This is a genomic window from Micromonospora sp. NPDC048839, from assembly GCF_040649915.1.
GTDB lineage: Bacteria > Actinomycetota > Actinomycetes > Mycobacteriales > Micromonosporaceae > Micromonospora.
Genome location: NZ_JBEZGL010000028.1, coordinates 34908 through 52252, shown reverse-complemented (window position 1 = coordinate 52252; position 17345 = coordinate 34908). Strand labels below are relative to the sequence as shown.

Annotated in this window: 15 protein-coding genes and 1 pseudogene; 4 read left to right on the top strand and 12 right to left on the bottom strand. The window is 71.7% G+C overall.

The features are described 5' to 3' along the window. Positions 1-2: 2 nt before the first annotated feature. The 7 genes and pseudogenes from fabF to AB0C25_RS33720 form a co-directional block, all read right to left on the bottom strand. Entirely contained in the window at positions 3-1229 is a 1227-nt protein-coding gene (gene fabF, locus AB0C25_RS33750) for a beta-ketoacyl-ACP synthase II (RefSeq protein WP_357378788.1), read from the bottom strand. Between the two features lie 2 nt (positions 1230-1231). Continuing rightward, positions 1232-1471, bottom strand: coding sequence for an acyl carrier protein (locus AB0C25_RS33745; RefSeq protein WP_030330276.1), 240 nt, complete (start codon positions 1469-1471; stop codon positions 1232-1234). A gap of 85 nt (positions 1472-1556) precedes the next feature. After that, complete coding sequence (locus tag AB0C25_RS33740; RefSeq protein WP_357244847.1) at positions 1557-2501, bottom strand: beta-ketoacyl-ACP synthase III; 945 nt, start codon at positions 2499-2501, stop codon at positions 1557-1559. Between the two features lie 14 nt (positions 2502-2515). Next, positions 2516-3424, bottom strand: a pseudogene (locus AB0C25_RS33735) (ACP S-malonyltransferase); the annotation flags it as partial. A gap of 78 nt (positions 3425-3502) precedes the next feature. Further along, on the bottom strand, positions 3503-4804 hold the full coding sequence (locus AB0C25_RS33730) for a helix-turn-helix domain-containing protein (RefSeq protein ID WP_357378786.1): 1302 nt from the start codon (positions 4802-4804) through the stop codon (positions 3503-3505). A 31-nt stretch (positions 4805-4835) separates the two neighbouring features. Continuing rightward, positions 4836-5519 carry a response regulator transcription factor gene (locus AB0C25_RS33725; protein ID WP_357378784.1) on the bottom strand — a complete coding sequence of 228 codons (684 nt, stop codon included), beginning with the start codon at positions 5517-5519 and terminating at the stop codon, positions 4836-4838. After that, a complete protein-coding gene (locus AB0C25_RS33720) occupies positions 5516-6721 on the bottom strand; it encodes a histidine kinase (RefSeq protein ID WP_357378834.1) in 1206 nt (401 codons plus the stop codon). The genes AB0C25_RS33725 and AB0C25_RS33720 overlap by 4 nt, the downstream gene beginning before the upstream one ends. Before the next feature lie 120 nt (positions 6722-6841). Here AB0C25_RS33720 and AB0C25_RS33715 point away from each other — a divergent pair, with 120 nt between their 5' ends. After that, the gene (locus tag AB0C25_RS33715; RefSeq protein WP_357378782.1) at positions 6842-7384 is read left to right on the top strand and encodes a phosphoribosyltransferase family protein; all 543 of its coding nucleotides are present in this window, start codon (positions 6842-6844) and stop codon (positions 7382-7384) included. 212 nt (positions 7385-7596) lie between these two features. Further along, positions 7597-7917: a hypothetical protein gene (locus AB0C25_RS33710; protein ID WP_357378781.1), complete on the top strand. Its 321-nt coding sequence runs from the start codon at positions 7597-7599 to the stop codon at positions 7915-7917. A 32-nt stretch (positions 7918-7949) separates the two neighbouring features. Here AB0C25_RS33710 and AB0C25_RS33705 read toward each other — a convergent pair whose 3' ends face one another. Further along, a complete protein-coding gene (locus AB0C25_RS33705; protein WP_357378780.1) occupies positions 7950-8600 on the bottom strand; it encodes a hypothetical protein in 651 nt (216 codons plus the stop codon). A gap of 239 nt (positions 8601-8839) precedes the next feature. On the opposite strand from AB0C25_RS33705, the gene AB0C25_RS33700 reads away from it, so the two are divergent. After that, positions 8840-9466 (top strand): copper resistance protein CopC, encoded by a 627-nt coding sequence (locus tag AB0C25_RS33700; RefSeq protein ID WP_357378779.1) that lies wholly within the window; start codon positions 8840-8842, stop codon positions 9464-9466. A gap of 166 nt (positions 9467-9632) precedes the next feature. On the opposite strand, the gene gltX is transcribed toward AB0C25_RS33700, so the two are convergent. Genes gltX through AB0C25_RS33685 form a run of 3 tightly spaced genes read right to left on the bottom strand, consistent with a single transcriptional unit; the run spans position 9633 to position 13716 of the window. Then, a complete protein-coding gene (gene gltX, locus AB0C25_RS33695) occupies positions 9633-11042 on the bottom strand; it encodes a glutamate--tRNA ligase (RefSeq protein WP_357378777.1) in 1410 nt (469 codons plus the stop codon). Between the two features lie 50 nt (positions 11043-11092). After that, complete coding sequence (locus tag AB0C25_RS33690) at positions 11093-12370, bottom strand: MFS transporter (RefSeq protein ID WP_357378775.1); 1278 nt, start codon at positions 12368-12370, stop codon at positions 11093-11095. After that, on the bottom strand, positions 12367-13716 hold the full coding sequence (locus AB0C25_RS33685) for a GH1 family beta-glucosidase (protein WP_357378773.1): 1350 nt from the start codon (positions 13714-13716) through the stop codon (positions 12367-12369). Before AB0C25_RS33685 ends, AB0C25_RS33690 begins: the two co-directional genes overlap by 4 nt. Positions 13717-13904: 188 nt before the next feature. On the opposite strand from AB0C25_RS33685, the gene AB0C25_RS33680 reads away from it, so the two are divergent. Then, complete coding sequence (locus AB0C25_RS33680) at positions 13905-14351, top strand: SRPBCC domain-containing protein (protein ID WP_088988232.1); 447 nt, start codon at positions 13905-13907, stop codon at positions 14349-14351. 185 nt (positions 14352-14536) lie between these two features. On the opposite strand, the gene aceE is transcribed toward AB0C25_RS33680, so the two are convergent. After that, complete coding sequence (gene aceE / locus AB0C25_RS33675) at positions 14537-17275, bottom strand: pyruvate dehydrogenase (acetyl-transferring), homodimeric type (RefSeq protein WP_357378771.1); 2739 nt, start codon at positions 17273-17275, stop codon at positions 14537-14539. Positions 17276-17345 lie beyond the last annotated feature (70 nt).

The window sequence follows — 17345 nt, the reverse complement described above, 5'->3', positions numbered from 1 at the left end:
TCTCAGGGACGGGCGAAGACGAGCGCCACGTTGTGGCCGCCGAAGCCGAACGCGTTGTTCAACGCGGCCGGGATCTCCATGTGGCGGGCCTTGTGCGCCGCGACATCCAGCGTGAGACCGGGCTCCGGGTCGTCGAGGTTGATCGTCGGAGGGACGACACTGTCGCGGATCGCCAGGATGGTGGCGATCGACTCCAGCGCGCCGGCCGCACCGAGCAGGTGACCGGTCATCGACTTCGTCGCGGACAGCACCGGGTGGTCGCCGAGGGCCTTGTGCAGCCCGCCGATCTCCAGCATGTCACCGACCGGCGTCGAGGTGGCGTGCGCGTTGACGTGCACGATGTCCCGCTTGGCCACGTCCGCGTCCGCGATCGCCTTGGCGATGGCCCGGATGGCGCCCTCACCCTCGGCGTGCGGCTGCACGATGTCGTACGCGTCGGACGTGATGCCGGCGCCGGCGAGGCGCGCGTACACCCGGGCGCCCCGGGCCGCGGCGTGCTCGGCCCGCTCCAGCACCAGGATGCCGGCACCCTCGCCGAGGACGAAGCCGTCGCGGCCCCGGTCCCACGGGCGGGAGGCGCGCTCCGGGTCGTCGTTGCGGGTGGACATGGCCCGCATCGAGCTGAAACCGGCGATCGGCAGCGGGTGGATGACCGCCTCGGTGCCGCCGGCCACCACCACGTCGGCCCGGCCGGAGCGGATGATGTCCAGGCCGAGCGCGATCGCCTCGGCGCCGGTGGCGCAGGCGCTGGCCATCGAGTGCACCCCGGCCTTGGCGCCCAACTCCAACCCGACCCAGGCGGCCGGACCGTTCGGCATCAGCATCGGGATCGTGTGCGGGGAGACCCGCCGTGGCCCGGACGCTTCGAGGATGTCGTCCTGCGCGAGCAGGGTGGTGGCACCGCCGATGCCGGAGCCGACGCTGACGGCCAGCCGCTCCCCGTCGAGGTCGGAGCCGGCGAGGCCGGCGTCCGCCCAGGCCTGCTGCGCCGCGATGATCGCGATCGCCTCGGAACGGTCCAGTCGGCGCAGGCGGACCCGGTCCAGCACCTCGGACGGTTCCACGGCCAACTGGGCGGCGATCCGGACCGGCAGTTGCGCGGCCCACTCCTGGGTGAGGGCACTCACCCCGGAGCGGCCGGCGAGCATGGCGTCCCAGGTCGACGCGACGTCCCCGCCGAGCGGGGTCGTCGCGCCGAGCCCGGTGACGACGACGTCAGGACGACTCATGATCAGGACTGCGCCGCGATGTAGCTGACGGCGTCACCGACGGTCTTGAGGTTCTGCACCTCGTTGTCCGGGATCTTGACGCCGAACTTCTCCTCGGCGGCCACCACGACCTCGACCATGGAGAGCGAGTCGACGTCGAGGTCGTCGGTGAAGGACTTCCCCTCGGCCACGTCGTCCGGGTTCACTCCGGCAACCTCTTCGAGGATCTCGGCGAGGCCGGTGGTGATCTCGTCACGGGTCATTGCGGTTGGTTCCTTTCATCGGGGTTGTCCGACGGACGGCGTCGCCGACCGCCACTCCTCGACGCGTACGCGCCGAAGGGGGTCTTCAGGGGCAGCGGACGACCTGACCGGCGTAGGTCAGGCCGCCGCCGAAGCCGAACAGCAGCACCGGTGCGCCCGAGGGCACCTCCCGGCGCTCGACCAGCTTGGACAGGGCCAGCGGCACGCTCGCGGCGGAGGTGTTGCCGGACTCGACGATGTCCTTCGCGATGATCGCGTTGGGGATGTTGAGCCGCTTGGCGATGCCGTCGATGATCCGGGAGTTGGCCTGGTGCGGCACGAACGCCGCCAGCTCCGACGGGTCGACCCCGGCCCGCTCGCAGGCCTGCAGGGCGAGCGGCGCCAGCTCGGTGGTGGCCCAGCGGAACACCGCCTGCCCCTCCTGCTGGACGTACGGGCGCCAGCCCTCGATGCGGACCGCGTCGCTCTTCTCCGGCACCGAACCCCAGACCACCGGCCCGATCCCGGACGGCTCGTCGTCGGCGGTGGCCGTGACCACCGCCGCACCGGCGCCGTCGGCGAAGATGATGCAGGTGGAGCGGTCGGTCCAGTCGGTGAAGTCGGACAGCTTCTCCGCCCCGATGACGATCGCGTTGCGCGACGCGCCGGCCCGGATGGCGTGGTCGACGGTGCCCAGCGCGTACGCGAAGCCCGAGCAGGCGGTGTTCAGGTCGTACGCGCCCGGGGCGGTGATGCCCAGCTTGGCGGCGACCCGGCAGGCCACGTTGGGGCTGCGGTCGATCGACGTGCAGGTGGCGACCACGACCAGGTCGATGTCGGCGGCGCTCAGACCCGAGTTGGCCAGCGCCTTGCCGGCGGCGGCAGCGGCCATGTCGGCCACCGTCTCGGTGTCGGCGATCCGCCGGCTGACGATGCCGACGCGGTCGCGGATCCACTCGTCGTTGGTGTCGACGAGCTGGGCGATGTCGTCGTTGGTCACCACCCGGGACGGCTGGTAGTGCCCCATCGAGACGATGCGACTGCCAGTCATGAACGACCTCCGATGCGGGCGATCAGGTCCCGTGCGGCCGGCAGGTCGTCCGGGGTGTTCAGGGTGACGATCTCCGGCGCGCCCTCGCCCTTGAGGTCTCGCTTGACCAGTCCGGCGAGAGTGCCGGCCGGTGGTAGTTCGATCACGCCGGTGACCCCGAGGTCGGCCAGCGTACGCATGCACAGATCCCAGCGCACCGGCGCGGTGACCTGGCGGACCAGGCGCCGCACCAGCTCGGGGCCGTTGTCGACGGCGGTGCCGTCGAGGTTCGACAGCAGGATCCGGGCCGGGTCGGCGGGGGTGATCTCGGCGGCGACGGCGGCGAGCGCGGTCTCGGCCGGGGCCATGTACGGGGTGTGGAACGCGCCGGCCACCTTGAGTCGGATGACCCGCGTCCGGGCGGGCGGCTCGGCGGCGAGCTTGTCGAGCCCGTCCACCGCGCCCGCGGCGACGGTCTGCCCGGCGCCGTTGCGGTTGGCCGGGTACAGCCCGTGCGTCGTGATGGCGGTGAGCACCTCGTCCGGGTCGCCGCCCAGCATCGCGGCCATTCCGGTCGGCTCCAGCGCGCAGGCGGCGGCCATCTCCCGGCCGCGTACGCCGGCGAGGGTGATCGCGGCTTCCGGGGTCAGCACGCCGGCGACGGCGGCGGCACCCAACTCGCCGACGCTGTGCCCGGCGGTGAGTCCGACGCCGTCCAGGGGCAGGTGTTCGGCCGCGAGCAACGCCGCGGCGACCAGCAGCGGCTGGGTGCGGGCGGTGTCCATGATCTCGTCCGCGTCGGCGGCGGTGCCCAGGTGCACCAGGTCGACCCCGGCCAGCGCCGACCACTCGCGCAGGCGCGCCTCGGTGCCGGTCAGGTCGAGCCAGGGGGTCAGGAAGCCGGGTTTCTGAGAACCCTGGCCGGGACTAAGTACGGCGAGCACGCCTAAGACTCTCCCGGATTCGCGCGGGTAACGCTGTGCCGCCTTCGACCAAACCGCACTAGAACCTTTGGAGGTTTCCTACAAAAATCGGCGAGGATCATCCTCGTTTTGTGCCGTTTTCCGATTTGCCGGGGTCATTGTCTGGGTCGGTACGGTCGAGGAGAGCGGGACGACCGGATCCAACCGCCCCACGGTCAGCGCGACCTGAAGCGCGAACGCGTCCCGAGGCGACAGCGGCGAGAAGCCGGTCACCTCGGCGATCCGCCGCAGCCGGTAACGCACCGTGTTCGGATGGACGAACAACGCGCGGGCGGCGCTCTCCAGCGTGCCACCGGCAGCCAGGAAGGCGTCGAGCGTCGCCAGCAACTCGCCGCCGGCGCGCACCAGCGTCGCGTACACATCGTGACGGAGCCGCCGACGAGCCTCCGCGTCGCCGGCCAGCGCCCGCTCCGGCAGCAGATCCGCGGCCGGCACCGGACGGGGAGCACCGGGCCAGGCCGGCGCGGCCCGGAAACCGGACAACGCGGCCCGCGCCGACTCGGTCGCCTCGTCCAGACTCGGTACGGCCGGACCGACCACCACCGGCCCGTCACCGAACGCGCCGAGCAGCTTGGCGGTGGCGGTCAACGGGTCCGCCGCCCCGCCCAACACGATGACCAACCGGTCGCCGTGCACCCCGCCGATCACCTCCACCCCGATCCGGCGGGCCTGCCGATAGACCACGTGCAGCACCGCGGAGACCTCCCCACCGGGGGAGCGACCGACCGCCACCGCCACCGGCGGCGCGTCCGCCCAGCCGAGCGCGGCGGCCCGACTGGCCAGCACATCGGGTGAGTCACCGCGCAACAGCGCGTCGACGAGCAGGGCCTGCAACCGGGCGTCCCACGCGCCGCGCGACTCGGCCGCCCGTGCGTACACCCGGGCGGCGGCGAACGCGATCTCCCGGGAGAAGCGCAGCACCGCTTCGCGTAGCTGCTGCTCCTCACCCTCGGCGGCCAGGTGCGACACCTGCTCCTCGACCACGTCGATGGTCACCTTGATCAACGCGACGGTCTGCTGGAGGGTGATCGACCGGGCCAGCGCCTGCGGGGCGGCGGCGAAGACCTCGTCCGAGACCTCCTGGGTGCTGTCCGCCGTGCCGCCACCCTCACTCAACCACTGCACCAGCGACCGGGCGCCCGCCTGGGCCACCAGCATCACCCAGGAGCGCTGGTCGGCCGGAAGCGCCCGGAACCACGGCAGGGTCTCGTCCATCCGGGCCACGCTGGAGGTGGCCAACGCCCCCGCCGAACGCTCGATCCGGCGCAGCGTGGCCGCCAGCTCTCCACCCCCGGGCGTACTCACCGCCCTAGCCTGACACGTCGTGAGCAGGCCATCCACGTCGGCACCGGTCAGCGGGTCGCCGGAAGCGTCACGGTTGCGGGGGAGCGGGCAACCCCAGCTCCTGGGCCAGGATCGCGGCCTGTACCCGGCTGCGCAGCCCCAGTTTCGCCAGGATCCGGCTCACGTGCGTCTTGGTGGTGCTCTCCGCCAGCACCAGCCGGTCGGCGATCTGCTGGTTGGACAGGCCCAGGCCGAGGCAGGCCAACACGTCGCGTTCCCGCGGGGTGAGGGTGCCCAGCGCGGCCCGGGTGTCCGCCGACGCGCCCGGTGCGGTGGCCGCGAAGGCGGCGATCAACCGACGGGTCACCGCAGGGGCGATGAATCCGTCGCCACTCGCCACCGTCCGCACCGCGGCCACCAGGCCCTCGGCGTCGGTGTCCTTGAGCAGGAACCCGGCCGCGCCGGCACGCAGCGCGCCGAAGACGTACTCGTCGAGGTCGAAGGTGGTGAGCACCAGCACGTCGGCGAGCAACTCGGTGACGATCGCCCGGGTCGCGGAGATCCCGTCCCGGCGGGGCATGCGGACGTCCAGCACGGCCACGTCCGGGCGCAACTCCCGGCACAGCCGGACCGCCTCGTCGCCGTCGGCCGCCTCGCCGACCACCGTCAGGCCGGGGGCGGCGCCCAGGATCAGGGCCAGGCCGGCGCGTACCGCCGGCTGGTCGTCGGCGAGCACCACCCGCACGATCGTGCCGTTCGCCGGCTCGGTCACCCGCCCTCCCCGGTGGGCAGCGCGGCCCGGACCTGCCAGCGCCCGTCCTGTGGCCCGGCGGTGAACCGCCCGGCCAGCAGCGTGGCCCGCTCCCGCATCCCGATCAGCCCGGCTCCGGCGCCCGGCAACCCGGCGCCGGGCGTACGCACCGGATTCTCCACCGTCACCACCACCTCCGCCGGCCGGTACGCGATGGTCAGCTCCGCCTCACCCGTGCCGTGCTTGAGCGCGTTGGTCAGCGACTCCTGCACGATCCGGTACGCGGCGAGGTCCACCCCCACCGGCAGCGGGCCGGGGGTGCCGTCGGTGCGCACCCGCACCGCGAGGCCGGCGGCCTGGATCCGCTCGACCAACCCGTCCGCCTCGGCGAGCCGCGCGGTGACCATCTCCGGCAGCGCCGGGCCGTCGCCCGCCGGAGCCGGCCCGTGACCGGCCGCTGGCTCGCGCAGCAACTCGATCATCTGACGCATCTCCGCCAGGCCCTGCACGCTGCTCTCCCGGATCACCCGCAACGCCGAGGAGATCTGACCGCGGTCCAGGCCGGGTACGGACAGCACGGCGGTGGCGTGGATGGCGACCGCGCTGAGGTGGTTGGCGACGACGTCGTGCAGCTCCCGGGCCATCCGGGCCCGTTCGGCGCTGACCGCCTGCTGGCGGTCCAACTCGGCCAGCCGGGCCGTCTGCTCGGCCCGCGCCCGCTCGGCGGCGGCCTGGTCGCGGTACTGACGCACGCTGATTCCGGTCAGGACCGGCAGCAGCCCGGCGAGCACCACCAGCACCCCGATGGTGACCCCGCGCCAGTTGTCGAGGGAGACCACGCCGACGACGGCACCGAACAGGCTGAGTCCGATGGTCACCCGCAGCAGCCAACGCCACAGCCGGGGCGGGCCGTACACGCAGGCGTCGTAGAGCACCTGCGTGTAGACCAGGATCGTGCCCAGCGAGTTGCCGAGCGCGGTGTCCACCACCAGCGCCCCGGTGCCCACGGCCAGGCTGGCGCGTGGGGCCACCCGACGCATGCCCACGGCGGCGCACATCACCAGCAGCGGCGGCAGGAACAGCTCGGACGGCACGCCCGTGTTCGGGCGGACCTGCGGCTGCCAGCCCAGGGCGTAGAGGACCAGGCCGCCGGCCAGCGACGCGGCGGCGAGCGCGAGGTCGCGGCCGAGGGTGCCGGAGCCGAGCCACGGTGGCGGTCGCATGCCCACGATCCCACCACAGCCGCCGACGCTTCGACACCGCCCGGAGAAGGAGCTCGACGGCACCGACATGCGCCGAAAGGGGTACGCGCGGCAGTGCCCGACAGCGCGAGAATGATCAACATGACTGATCGGGAGAACCTGGCCGCCCTGGCCCGCGAGATCGACGCGACCTGCCGACTGACCGGCACGTTCGTGCTCCGCTCCGGGCGGACCGCCGACGAGTACTTCGACAAGTACCGCTTCGAGGCAGATCCCCGCCTGCTGGACCGGGTGGCCGCCCACCTCGCGCACCTGGTCCCGACGGGCACCGAGGTCCTGGCCGGGTTGGAGATGGGCGGGATCCCGGTGGTGACCGCGCTCGGCCGGCACACCGGGCTGCCCTGCGCGTTCGTCCGCAAGAGCGCCAAGCCGTACGGGACGGCCCGGCTGGCCGAGGGGGCGGACCTGGCCGGGCGGCAGGTGCTGGTGGTCGAGGACGTCGTCACCTCCGGCGGACAGGTGGTCATCTCCACCGGCCAACTCCGCGAACTGGGTGCCCGGGTGGACCACGCCCTCTGCGTCATCGACCGCGCCGAGGGTGGGGCCGAAGCGCTCGCCGGTCACGGCGTGGCGTTGCGCGCGCTCCTGCGCCGGGCGGATCTGGAGGCGCACCGCGTCCGCTGAGCGCCGCCCCGACCGGGTTGCGGCCTCCGCGTGAACGGCACGAAAAGAAGCTGTGAACTGCGCGACCAGGTTCCGCGCTCGTCGTCGTCTGCGTGAGCTGGCCGGTGCCGACCCCGGGTACGCTGCGCGCGGCCCGTCGGTCCCGGCCAGTACGGTGACAGGGGCACGTCGGGGGAGTACCCGCGGGTGAGGCGAGCGTGAGGAGACCGGGAATGGCGCACGGGGAGGCCGAGCACGGCTGCGCCCAGGGCGAGCCCTGCCGGCCGGGTCACCACGATCCGCAGGTGAGTGGCAAGCACCGTCGGCCGGCCGCCGGCGCGCCGTCGCACCCGGTCGAGCCGTGGGCCGACGACGAGTCCACGCTCCCGCGTCAGCGCTCCGCCGAGGCGCCCGCCCGGAGCGAGCCCGACGCGGACGTCCCCGCTGGTTGCCTCAGCGACCTTGCCGGCTGGGCCGGGGCACATCGGCACGGTCCGGTCCGGCCGCGCCGCCGCGCCACCCGCCGGGAGCGGCCACCGCGCCGCTGGTGCTGAGCCTCCGGCGCCTCGGCGACGGCGGCCCGGAGCTAACGGGTACGACGGCGGATCAGCAGGGCGATCCCGGCGAGGCCGACCGTGATCGTCAGCATCACTCCGACGTTGAGCAGCAGCAGGCGCTGCAGATCGCCGAGCGCGTCGTCGAGGTCCTTCGCCGGGTCGAGCGTGTCCTCCGGGAGCACCCGCTCGCCACCGCCCGCGCCGCCACTGACCGTGTCGAACTGCCGCTCCAGCGGCACACCGGCGGTGCGCAGGGTCTCGGACATGCTGAGCCGACCCAGGAACCAGCCAGCACTGATCTTGCGCGCGTCCGGCTGCTTGGCCGGTCGGTAGACCCGCGGGCCGCCGACCGCCTTGGGATAGAGGTCGTACGTCTGCTGCGCCGTCTCGCCCGCGAACACCACGACCGTGTACTTCGGACCGAGGTCGGCCGGCTTCGGACCGGTCGGCCTGCCGGTCTGCCCGAGGAAGTTGACCTGGTCGATGACCGCGCCGACGTGGGCGGGCTGCGTGTCCGCGCGCAACCGCAGCGGCGCGTCGAGCCCCACACCGGTGATGTCCACCCCGGCTGGTGCCGGGTTCGGCGCCGCCGAGGCCGCGCCGGCGGTGCCGAGCGACAGCAGCGCCGTCGCCAGCGCGCCCACCGCCACGGTGGCCAACCGCCTCATGTGTCGGACCATCCCGCCTCCTCGCCCCGTTCGATGGATGGCTTCGGTGTGACGCCTGGAGCGGTCTGCCGATGCGACGCCGACCAGAGGGTCGGTCCACACCTACAGACTCCGCAAAACGTCGATGAGTTGCAGCTTCTGGAACAGTAATTGGAACTATCTGCGATCTCTGCTCGACTAATGAGGAGCCGTTTGATCAGCGGGCGGATCGTACCCTTACGGAGGGGTTCATGGGGGGCAGGGTTACACGTATGGCGCGGGTCGTGCCAGTGGTGCTCGGCGTGGCGTTCGGTGTGTCGTTTCTGGTGCCGGCCACTCCGGCCGCCGCGCACAACTCGCTGACCGGCAGCGATCCGCGCGACGGTGCCCGCGTGGCGACGGCGCCTGCCCGGATCGAGCTGCGGTTCCTCGCCACGCCCGCACCGGCTACGACGAAGATCACAATAACGGGACCGGACAATGTGGTCGCTGGCGGCCCACCCGTCTTCGCCGGCAAGCGTGTGCGAGTGCCGTTCACGCCGGCGGCCGCGGGGCTCTACATCGTCGGCTACCAGCTGGCGTCCAGCGATGGGCACCCGGTGAAGGGCGAGGTGCGGTTCACCCTCACGACCGGGACCGCCGCCAATCCGTCCGCGAGCCCGTCCGCGTTGCCGTCGGCGGGTGGTGGCACTGCCGTGACGCCTGGTGCTGTGGTCGGCTCGCCGTCGGCCGGGCCGGCCTCGGCAGCACCGGACGTCACCCCGACGGCGGTCGTGCCCCTGGCGCAGGAGCGCGCCAATTCCGCTCAGCGCCTGTGGCTCTGGGCGCTCGGCGCGCTGGTGCTGCTCGCGGCCCTGGTGAGCGGCCTGCTGATTCGCCGTCGGGCCTCCCGCGGCTGAGCCCGACCCAGGGCCTGGCCACCCTCGGACACCCCGTTGTCACCTTTGCTCTGCTTCAACGCACGCAACACTCGGCGCACGTTTCTGGTGCGCCGGTTGAAGCAGAGCAAAGGCGACGAGGCAGGTAGGCCCGGCTACCCCGGCGCACCGGGCGTGCTGGCGGGAGTCAGACCAGGCGGAGTCGGGCGGCGCGCATCCGGGTCAGGGTGCGCTCGCGACCGAGCACCTCCAGCGACTCGAACAGCGGCAGGCCCACGGTGCGGCCGGTGACCGCGACGCGTACCGGTGCCTGGGTCTTGCCGAGCTTGAGGCCACGCTCGGCGCCGACCGCCTCCAGCGTCGACTTCAGCGCTTCGGCGTCCCACGAGGCCAGCGTCTCGAACGCCGCGATGGCGGCGTCCAGCAGCTCCGCCGAGCCGTCCTTCATCGTCTTGGCCCAGGCGGCCTCGTCGATCAGCGGGGAGGCGAGGAACAGGAAGTCGACGTTCGGCACGATCTCGCTGAGCACCGCGAGCCGGGTCTGGGCCAGCGGGGCGACCGCGGCGAACGCGTCGGCGTCGAACTCCTCGGGCTGCCACGGCGGCGGCGCGATGGTCCCGGTGCCGGTCAACCACGGCTGGCAGGAGTCGATGAAGTCGGGCACGGATAGCGCCCGAATGTACTCGCCGTTGAACGCGCGCAGCTTCTTCTCGTCGAAGAACGCGGGGGAGGGGTTGACCTCCTCCAGCCGGAACTCGTCCTCGATGACCGACCAGGGGACGATCTCCCGGTCGCCCGACGGTGCCCAGCCGAGCAGCATCAGGTAGTTGCGCATCGCGCCGGCGAGGTAGCCCTCGTCGCGGTACGCCTCCAGGGCGACCTTGTCCCGGCGCTTGGAGAGCTTCTGCCGCTTCTCGTTGACCACCACCGGCACGTGCGCCCAGATCGGCGGCTTGACGCCGAGGGCGTCCCAGAGCAGCTGCTGCTTGGGCGTGTTGGGCAGGTGCTCCTCGGCCCGGATCACGTGGGTGATCCCCATCGTCATGTCGTCGACGACGTTGGCCAGCAGGAAGACCGGGGAGCCGTCGCCGCGGGCGATGACGAAGTCCTCGATGAGCTTGTTCTCGAAGGTGGGCTCACCGCGGATCAGGTCGACCACCACTGTCGTGCCCTCGTCGGGCGTCCGGAAGCGCAGTGCGTTGCCCGGACCCGGGCCGAGGCCACGGTCGCGGTGGTAGCCGTCGTAGCCCTGGTACTGGGAGCCGGTGCGGGCCTGCACGTCCTCGCGGGTGCAGTCGCAGTAGTAGGCGCGACCCGAGTCGTAGAGGCGAGCGGCGGCGGCCCGGTGCTCGCCGGCGTTCTCCGACTGGAAGTACGGACCCTCGTAGCTGCCCCGGGAGATGCCGATCCAGTCCAGCGCGGAGAGGATGCCCTCGGTCCACTCGGGCTTGTTGCGCGCCGCGTCGGTGTCCTCGACGCGCAGCACGAACACCCCGCCCTGCTGCTTGGCGTAGATCCAGTTCTGCAGCGCCGAGCGGGCACCGCCGACGTGGAACATACCGGTCGGGGAGGGGGCGAAGCGCACACGTACCGTCACGTCCCCCAGCCTACGGCGGTCCGCGACCGCATTCCGCCAGGGGCCTCGACTCACGGCACCGAGCGGATCTTCACCACCAGGGCGCTGCCGACCAGCGTGACCACGGCGGTGACCGCGTAGAGCGTGGGGTAACCGCCCAGGTACACCACGAGCGGGGCGGACAGGGCCGGGCCGAGCACCTGCGGCGCCGAGTTCGCGATGTTGATGACGCCCAGGTCCTTGGCCCGGTCGGTGGCCCGGGGCAGCACCTGGGTGATCAACGCGGCGTCCACGGCGAGGTAGACGCCGTAGCCGGCGCCGAGCAGCAGCGCGGCGACGATCGCCATCGGCCAGACCGGGGCGACCGCGAGCAGCAGCGCCGCCACCGCCATGATCAGTCCGGACACGATGACGTAGATCTTGCGGCGGCCGGAGCGGTCCGAGAGTCGGCCGGCGACCACCGCGGTCAGCATCATGCCGAGCGTGTAGAGCAGGATCAGCACCAGCAGCCCACCCTCGGGGTCCGGATGGCGCACCCCGTCGGTGAGGAAGTACAGCAGGTAGAGGGTGCCCAGGGCGTTGCCCAGCTGGACCAGGAACCGGGTGATCCAGGCCCAGGCGAAGTCCGGGTGTCGGCGCGGGCTGATCCACATCGAGGCCAGCAGCGCCCGCGTGCGCACCACGGGCCGATGCGTACGCGGCAGCGGCTCGTCGGGAGTGAGCAGCGCGAACGGCAGCGACAGCAGCAGGATGGCCACCGCGATGGCCAGGTAGCCGGCCGCGTTGCCGGTGACCACGGCCGTGACCAGCACCGCGCCGAGCACCAGCCCGAGCGCCTGCGGGATGCCCACCCAACCCGAGACACCACCGCGTTGCGTGACCGGCACCCGGTCGGGGATGGCCGCGCTGAGACTGGCCAGCATCGCGTTGAAGCAGACCTGCGCGGCCACCCAGCCGAGGGCTACCCCGAGGATGGTCCGCTGCTGGGCCAGCAGCACCAGGGCCACCGCGCCGAGCAGCGCCCCGCCCGCGGTCCAGACGTGCCGGCGGCCGAACTCCCGGCCGGCCACCCGCAGGCAGGTCCGGTCGGAGTACGCCCCCGCGAGGGGGTTGGCGAGCACCGCGGCCAGGGCGCCGAGGCCGGTGACCACCGCCAGCATGTTCTCCTTGTCGCCGGGCGCGATCTGCTCGATCTGTTGCGGCAGCAGCACCTGGATGGGCGTGAAGAACGCCATCCACACCCCGAGGTTGGCCGCGAAGATCAAACTGATCCAGCCGCGTCGTACCGGCACCGTCGGCTCGGCGAGCGCCGCCGGCAGCGACGCCGGCGTCGGGTCGAGGGTGGTCACCGCGCCGACCCGTCCCGGGAGGCCGCGATCACGTCCCGCAACCAGGTGTACGACGACTTCGGCGTACGCGTCTGGCTGGCGTAGTCGACGTGCACCAGACCGAAGCGCTTGGTGAACCCCTCGGCCCACTCCCAGTTGTCCAGCAGCGACCAGACGAAGTACCCGCGGACGTCCACCCCGTCGTCGATGGCGGCCCGGACCGCCCGCAGGTGCCCGTCCAGGTACGCGATCCGCTCCGGATCGGCCACCTGCCCGTCCGCGTCGGGTGCGTCGTCGTACGCGCAGCCGCTCTCGGTGATCTCGATGGGCGGCAGTGCGTCGCCGTAGGTGTCGTGGAGCCAGCCGAGCAGTTCGCGCAGCCCGTCGGGGGCCACCGGCCAGTCGAAGGCGGTCCGTGGATAGCCGTCCAGCGGCACCAGGTCGAACGGCAGCGGCGAACCCTCCTCGGCGGCCCGTACGCCGGTGGGGTTGTAGTAGTTGACCCCCAGCACGTCGATCGGCGCGGCGATGGTGTCGAGGTCGCCGGGGCGCACGACGCTCGGGTCGAGGCCGGGCAGCTCCGGGTAGCCGCGGCCGAGCAGCGGGTCGGTGAAGAGCCGGTTGTGCAGCGCCTCGTACGCCGCTCCGGCGGCCCGGTCGGCGTCGCTGTCGCCGAGCACCCGCACCGGCGAGTAGTTGTTGGCGATCGCCACCGGGCTGCTGGTGTGGGCGCGCAGCGCGGTCACCGCGAGCCCGTGCCCGAGCAGTTGGTGGTGGGCGGCCGGGAAGGCGTCGAAGAGCAGCGCCCGGCCGGGGGCGTGCTCGCCCATGCCGTACCCGAGGCTCATGTGGATGAACGGCTCGTTCAGGGTGATCCAGAGCCGAACCCGGTCGCCGATCCGGGCGGCGGTCAGGTCGGCGTACTCGGCGAACCGGGCGGCGGTGTCGCGGTGCAGCCAGCCGCCGGCGTCTTCGAGGGGTTGCGGCAGGTCCCAGTGGTAGAGGGTCGCCACCGGGTCGATTCCGGCGGCCAGCAGCTCGTCCACCAGGCGGTCGTAGAAGTCCAGGCCGGCCGGGTTGGCCGGGCCGGCGCCGGTGGGCCGCACCCGGGGCCAGGCGATGGAGAACCGGTACGCGCCGACGCCGAGGCCGGACATCAGCGCGACGTCCTCGGCGTACCGGTGGTAGTGGTCGCAGGCGACCGCACCGCTGCTGCCGTCGCTGATCCGTCCCGGGGAGTGCGCGAACGTGTCCCAGATGGACGCTCCGCGACCGTCGGCCGTGGCGGCGCCCTCGATCTGGTGGGCCGAGGTGGATACGCCCCAACGGAAGCCAGCGGGGAACTCCGGCATCGGTGCGGTCGACATGCGTCCTCCCGGTCAACGTGAAACGTGCTCGGGACTTTAGGACGCTCTCCATCAATGCGCCATAGGCCGGGTTGGCGCAATCCGCAATGGTTGATCGGCGTGTCTTTTTCCGAACCCGTCCAGGTAAGTCCGATTTAGCGCATAGAGTGCCGATATCGTGGGATGTCCTCACCGGAGGAAAGACGGAAATGATCCTCGTTGAACGCAGTGCGCACGTGGCGGCGCCAATTGAAGTGGTCTGGGATGTCGTCCAGCGGGCCGAGCAGTTGCCGGCCTGGCTGGCGGGCGTCCGCGCGGCCGAGGTGCTCTCGGGAGAGGGCTTCGGCCGGCGACAACTGGTCCAGGCAGGGCGCGGCTCGGCGCATGAGGCCGAGGTGATCGCCTACCAGGAGCCGACGCTGATCGGCTGGCGAGAACGGGCCAAGGGCGCGGGCTCTCGGGCGGAGGCGCGCACCGAGATCTACGTCCAGCTCACCACCGACGAGGAGGAGGGCGGGACCATCGTGCGGCTCATCGTGGTCCGCTGGCCGGCCGGCCCGGTCAAGGCAGCCCTGCTGCGCCTCGGACTGCGTCGGGTCGGCGCCGACCTGGAGGATTCGCTGGCCCGGCTCACCGACCTGGCCGCCGTCGGCTGACGAGCGCCCATCCTCCCGGCGTCACCCGCGACGGCGGTGGTCCGGATCCCCGCCAGGGACCCCGGACCGCCGCCGCTTCCGGCTCGCGATCACCGAGTGGCGGTGCCACCTGATCGACGCCAGTGGGGTCGTACCGAAAAAGGACCCGGCGCGTGTGCGCCGGGCCCTTCCTCGATGGTGCTGGATCAGCTGTCGCCGCCGGTCTCGCCGACCGGGGCGGCGTTGACGTCGTCGATCGCGTACTTCTTGGCGGCCTCGGCCGGCACGCTGGCCGCCACGGCACCGCTACGGGCAAGCTGCCGCAGCGTGGCCACCACGATGGACTCCGCGTCGACGTGGAAGTGCCGGCGCAGCGCGTGCCGGGTGTCCGACATGCCGAAGCCGTCGGTGCCGAGCGACGTGTAGTCGCCGGGTACCCAGCGGGCGATCAGATCCGGTACCGCCCGCATGAAGTCGCTGACCGCGACCTTGGGTCCGTCCGCGTCGGCGAGCTTCTGCTGGATGTACGGCACCTTCGCCTCGGCGCCCGGGTTGAGGAGGTTGTACTCCTCGGTCTCCACCGCGTCGCGGCGCAGCTCGGTCCAGGAGGTCACCGACCAGACATCGGCGGCCACCCCCCAGTCCTGGGCGAGCAACTGCTGGGCCTTGAGCGCCCACTGCATGCCGGTGCCCGAGGCGAGCACGTTGGCCTTCGGGCCGTCGACCTCCGGTGCCGGCGCGTAGCGGTAGATGCCCTTGAGCAGGCCCTCCACGTCCACGTCGGCCGGCTCGGCCGGCTGCAGCGTCGGCTCGTTGTAGACCGTCAGGTAGTAGAAGACGTTCTCCTGCGCGTCCCCGTACATCCGGTGCAGACCCTGCTCCATGATGTGCGCGATCTCGAACGAGAACGCCGGGTCGTACGCCACCACGGCCGGGTTGGTCGCGGCGATCAGCAGCGAGTGCCCGTCCTCGTGCTGGAGGCCCTCACCGTTGAGCGTGGTCCGACCCGCGGTGGCGCCGAGCAGGAAGCCCCGCGCCATCTGGTCGGCTGCCGCCCAGAGCCCGTCGGCGGTCCGCTGGAACCCGAACATCGAGTAGAAGATGTACATCGGGATCATCGGCTCGTCGTGCGTCGCGTACGCCGAACCCGCGGCGGTGAACGAGGCGACCGAGCCGGCCTCGTTGATCCCCTCGTGCAGGATCTGCCCGGTGGTCGACTCCTTGTACGACAGGAACAGCTCCCGGTCGACCGAGGTGTAGCGCTGACCGTGCGGCGAGTAGATCTTGGCGGTGGGGAAGATCGAGTCGAGACCGAAGGTACGGGCCTCGTCCGGGATGATCGGCACCCAGCGCTTGCCGAACTCCTTGTCCTTCATGATGTCCTTGAGCAGGCGGACGAAGGCCTGCGTGGTGGCCACCTTCTGCTTGCCCGAGCCGCGCTTGATGTCGGCGAACCGCTCCGGACCGGGGATGGTCAGTCGCTTGGTGCTGGTGCGCCGGGACGGCAGGTAGCCGCCGAGCTGCTCGCGCCGCTCCTTCAGGTACTGGATCTCCTCGGACTTCTCACCCGGGTTGTAGTACGGCGGCAGGTAGGGGTTGTCCTCCAGCGCCTTGTCCGGGATGTCCAGGTAGAGCCGGTCGCGGAAGGTCTTCAGATCCTCAAGCGTCAGCTTCTTCATCTGGTGGGTCGCGTTGCGGCCCTCGAAGTGCGAGCCGAGCGTCCAGCCCTTGATCGTCTTCGCCAGGATGACGGTGGGCTGACCGGTGTGCTCGGTAGCCGCCTTGTAGGCCGCGTAGAGCTTGCGGTAGTCGTGCCCACCCCGCTTGAGGTTCCAGATCTCGTCGTCGCTGAGCGGGTCGACCATCTTGCGGGTCCGCGCGTCGCGGCCGAAGAAGTGCTCCCGCACGTACGCGCCCGACTCCGCCTTGTAGGTCTGGTAGTCGCCGTCGGTCGTGGTGTTCATGAGGTTGACAAGCGCGCCGTCGGTGTCCGCGGCGAGCAGCGGGTCCCACTCCCGGCCCCAGACGACCTTGATGACGTTCCAGCCGGCACCCCGGAAGAACGACTCCAGCTCCTGCATGACCTTGCCGTTGCCCCGGACCGGGCCGTCCAGCCGCTGGAGGTTGCAGTTGATCACGAAGGTGAGGTTGTCCAGCTCCTCGCGGGCGGCCACGCCGATGGCGCCCAGCGTCTCCGGCTCGTCCATCTCGCCGTCGCCGAGGAACGCCCAGACGTGCTGCTGCGAGGTGTCCTTGATGCCGCGGTGCTGCAGGTAGCGGTTGAACCGGGCCTGGTAGATCGCGTTCAGACCGCCGAGACCCATCGAGACGGTGGGGAACTCCCAGAAGTCCGGCATCAGCCGCGGGTGCGGGTACGACGGCAGCCCGCCGCCGGGATGCGACAACTCCTGGCGGAACCCGTCGAGCTGGTGCTCGCTGAGCCGCCCCTCCAGGAACGCCCGCGCGTACATGCCGGGGGAGGCATGGCCCTGGTAGAAGATGTGGTCGCCGCCGCCCGGGTGGTTCTTGCCCCGGAAGAAGTGGTTGAAGCCCACCTCGTAGAGCGACGCCGAACTGGCGAAGGTCGAGATGTGCCCGCCGACGCCGATCTCCGGGCGCTGCGCCCGGTGCACCAGCATCGCGGCGTTCCACCGGACGTACGCCCGGATCCGCCGCTCGACGTGCTCGTCACCCGGGAACCACGGTTCGCGTTCCGACGGGATGGTGTTGATGTAGTCGGTGGTGGTCAGGGGCGGAACCCCGACCTGGCGCTCACGGGCCCGCTCCAGCAGGCGCAGCATGACGTAGCGGGCGCGTTTGGCACCGCGTTCGTCGATGACACCGTCAAGCGACTCGACCCATTCGCTTGTCTCTTCAGGGTCGATGTCCGGAAGCTGGCTCGGTAGGCCGTCGCTGATCACCGGGCGCTTGCGTTCCGTAGCCACAGGCGTTCCCTCGGTTGTGTGTGGGATAGGTCTCTAGCGCCATCCTGCCCCCTGGTGGCACCCCTCGTCA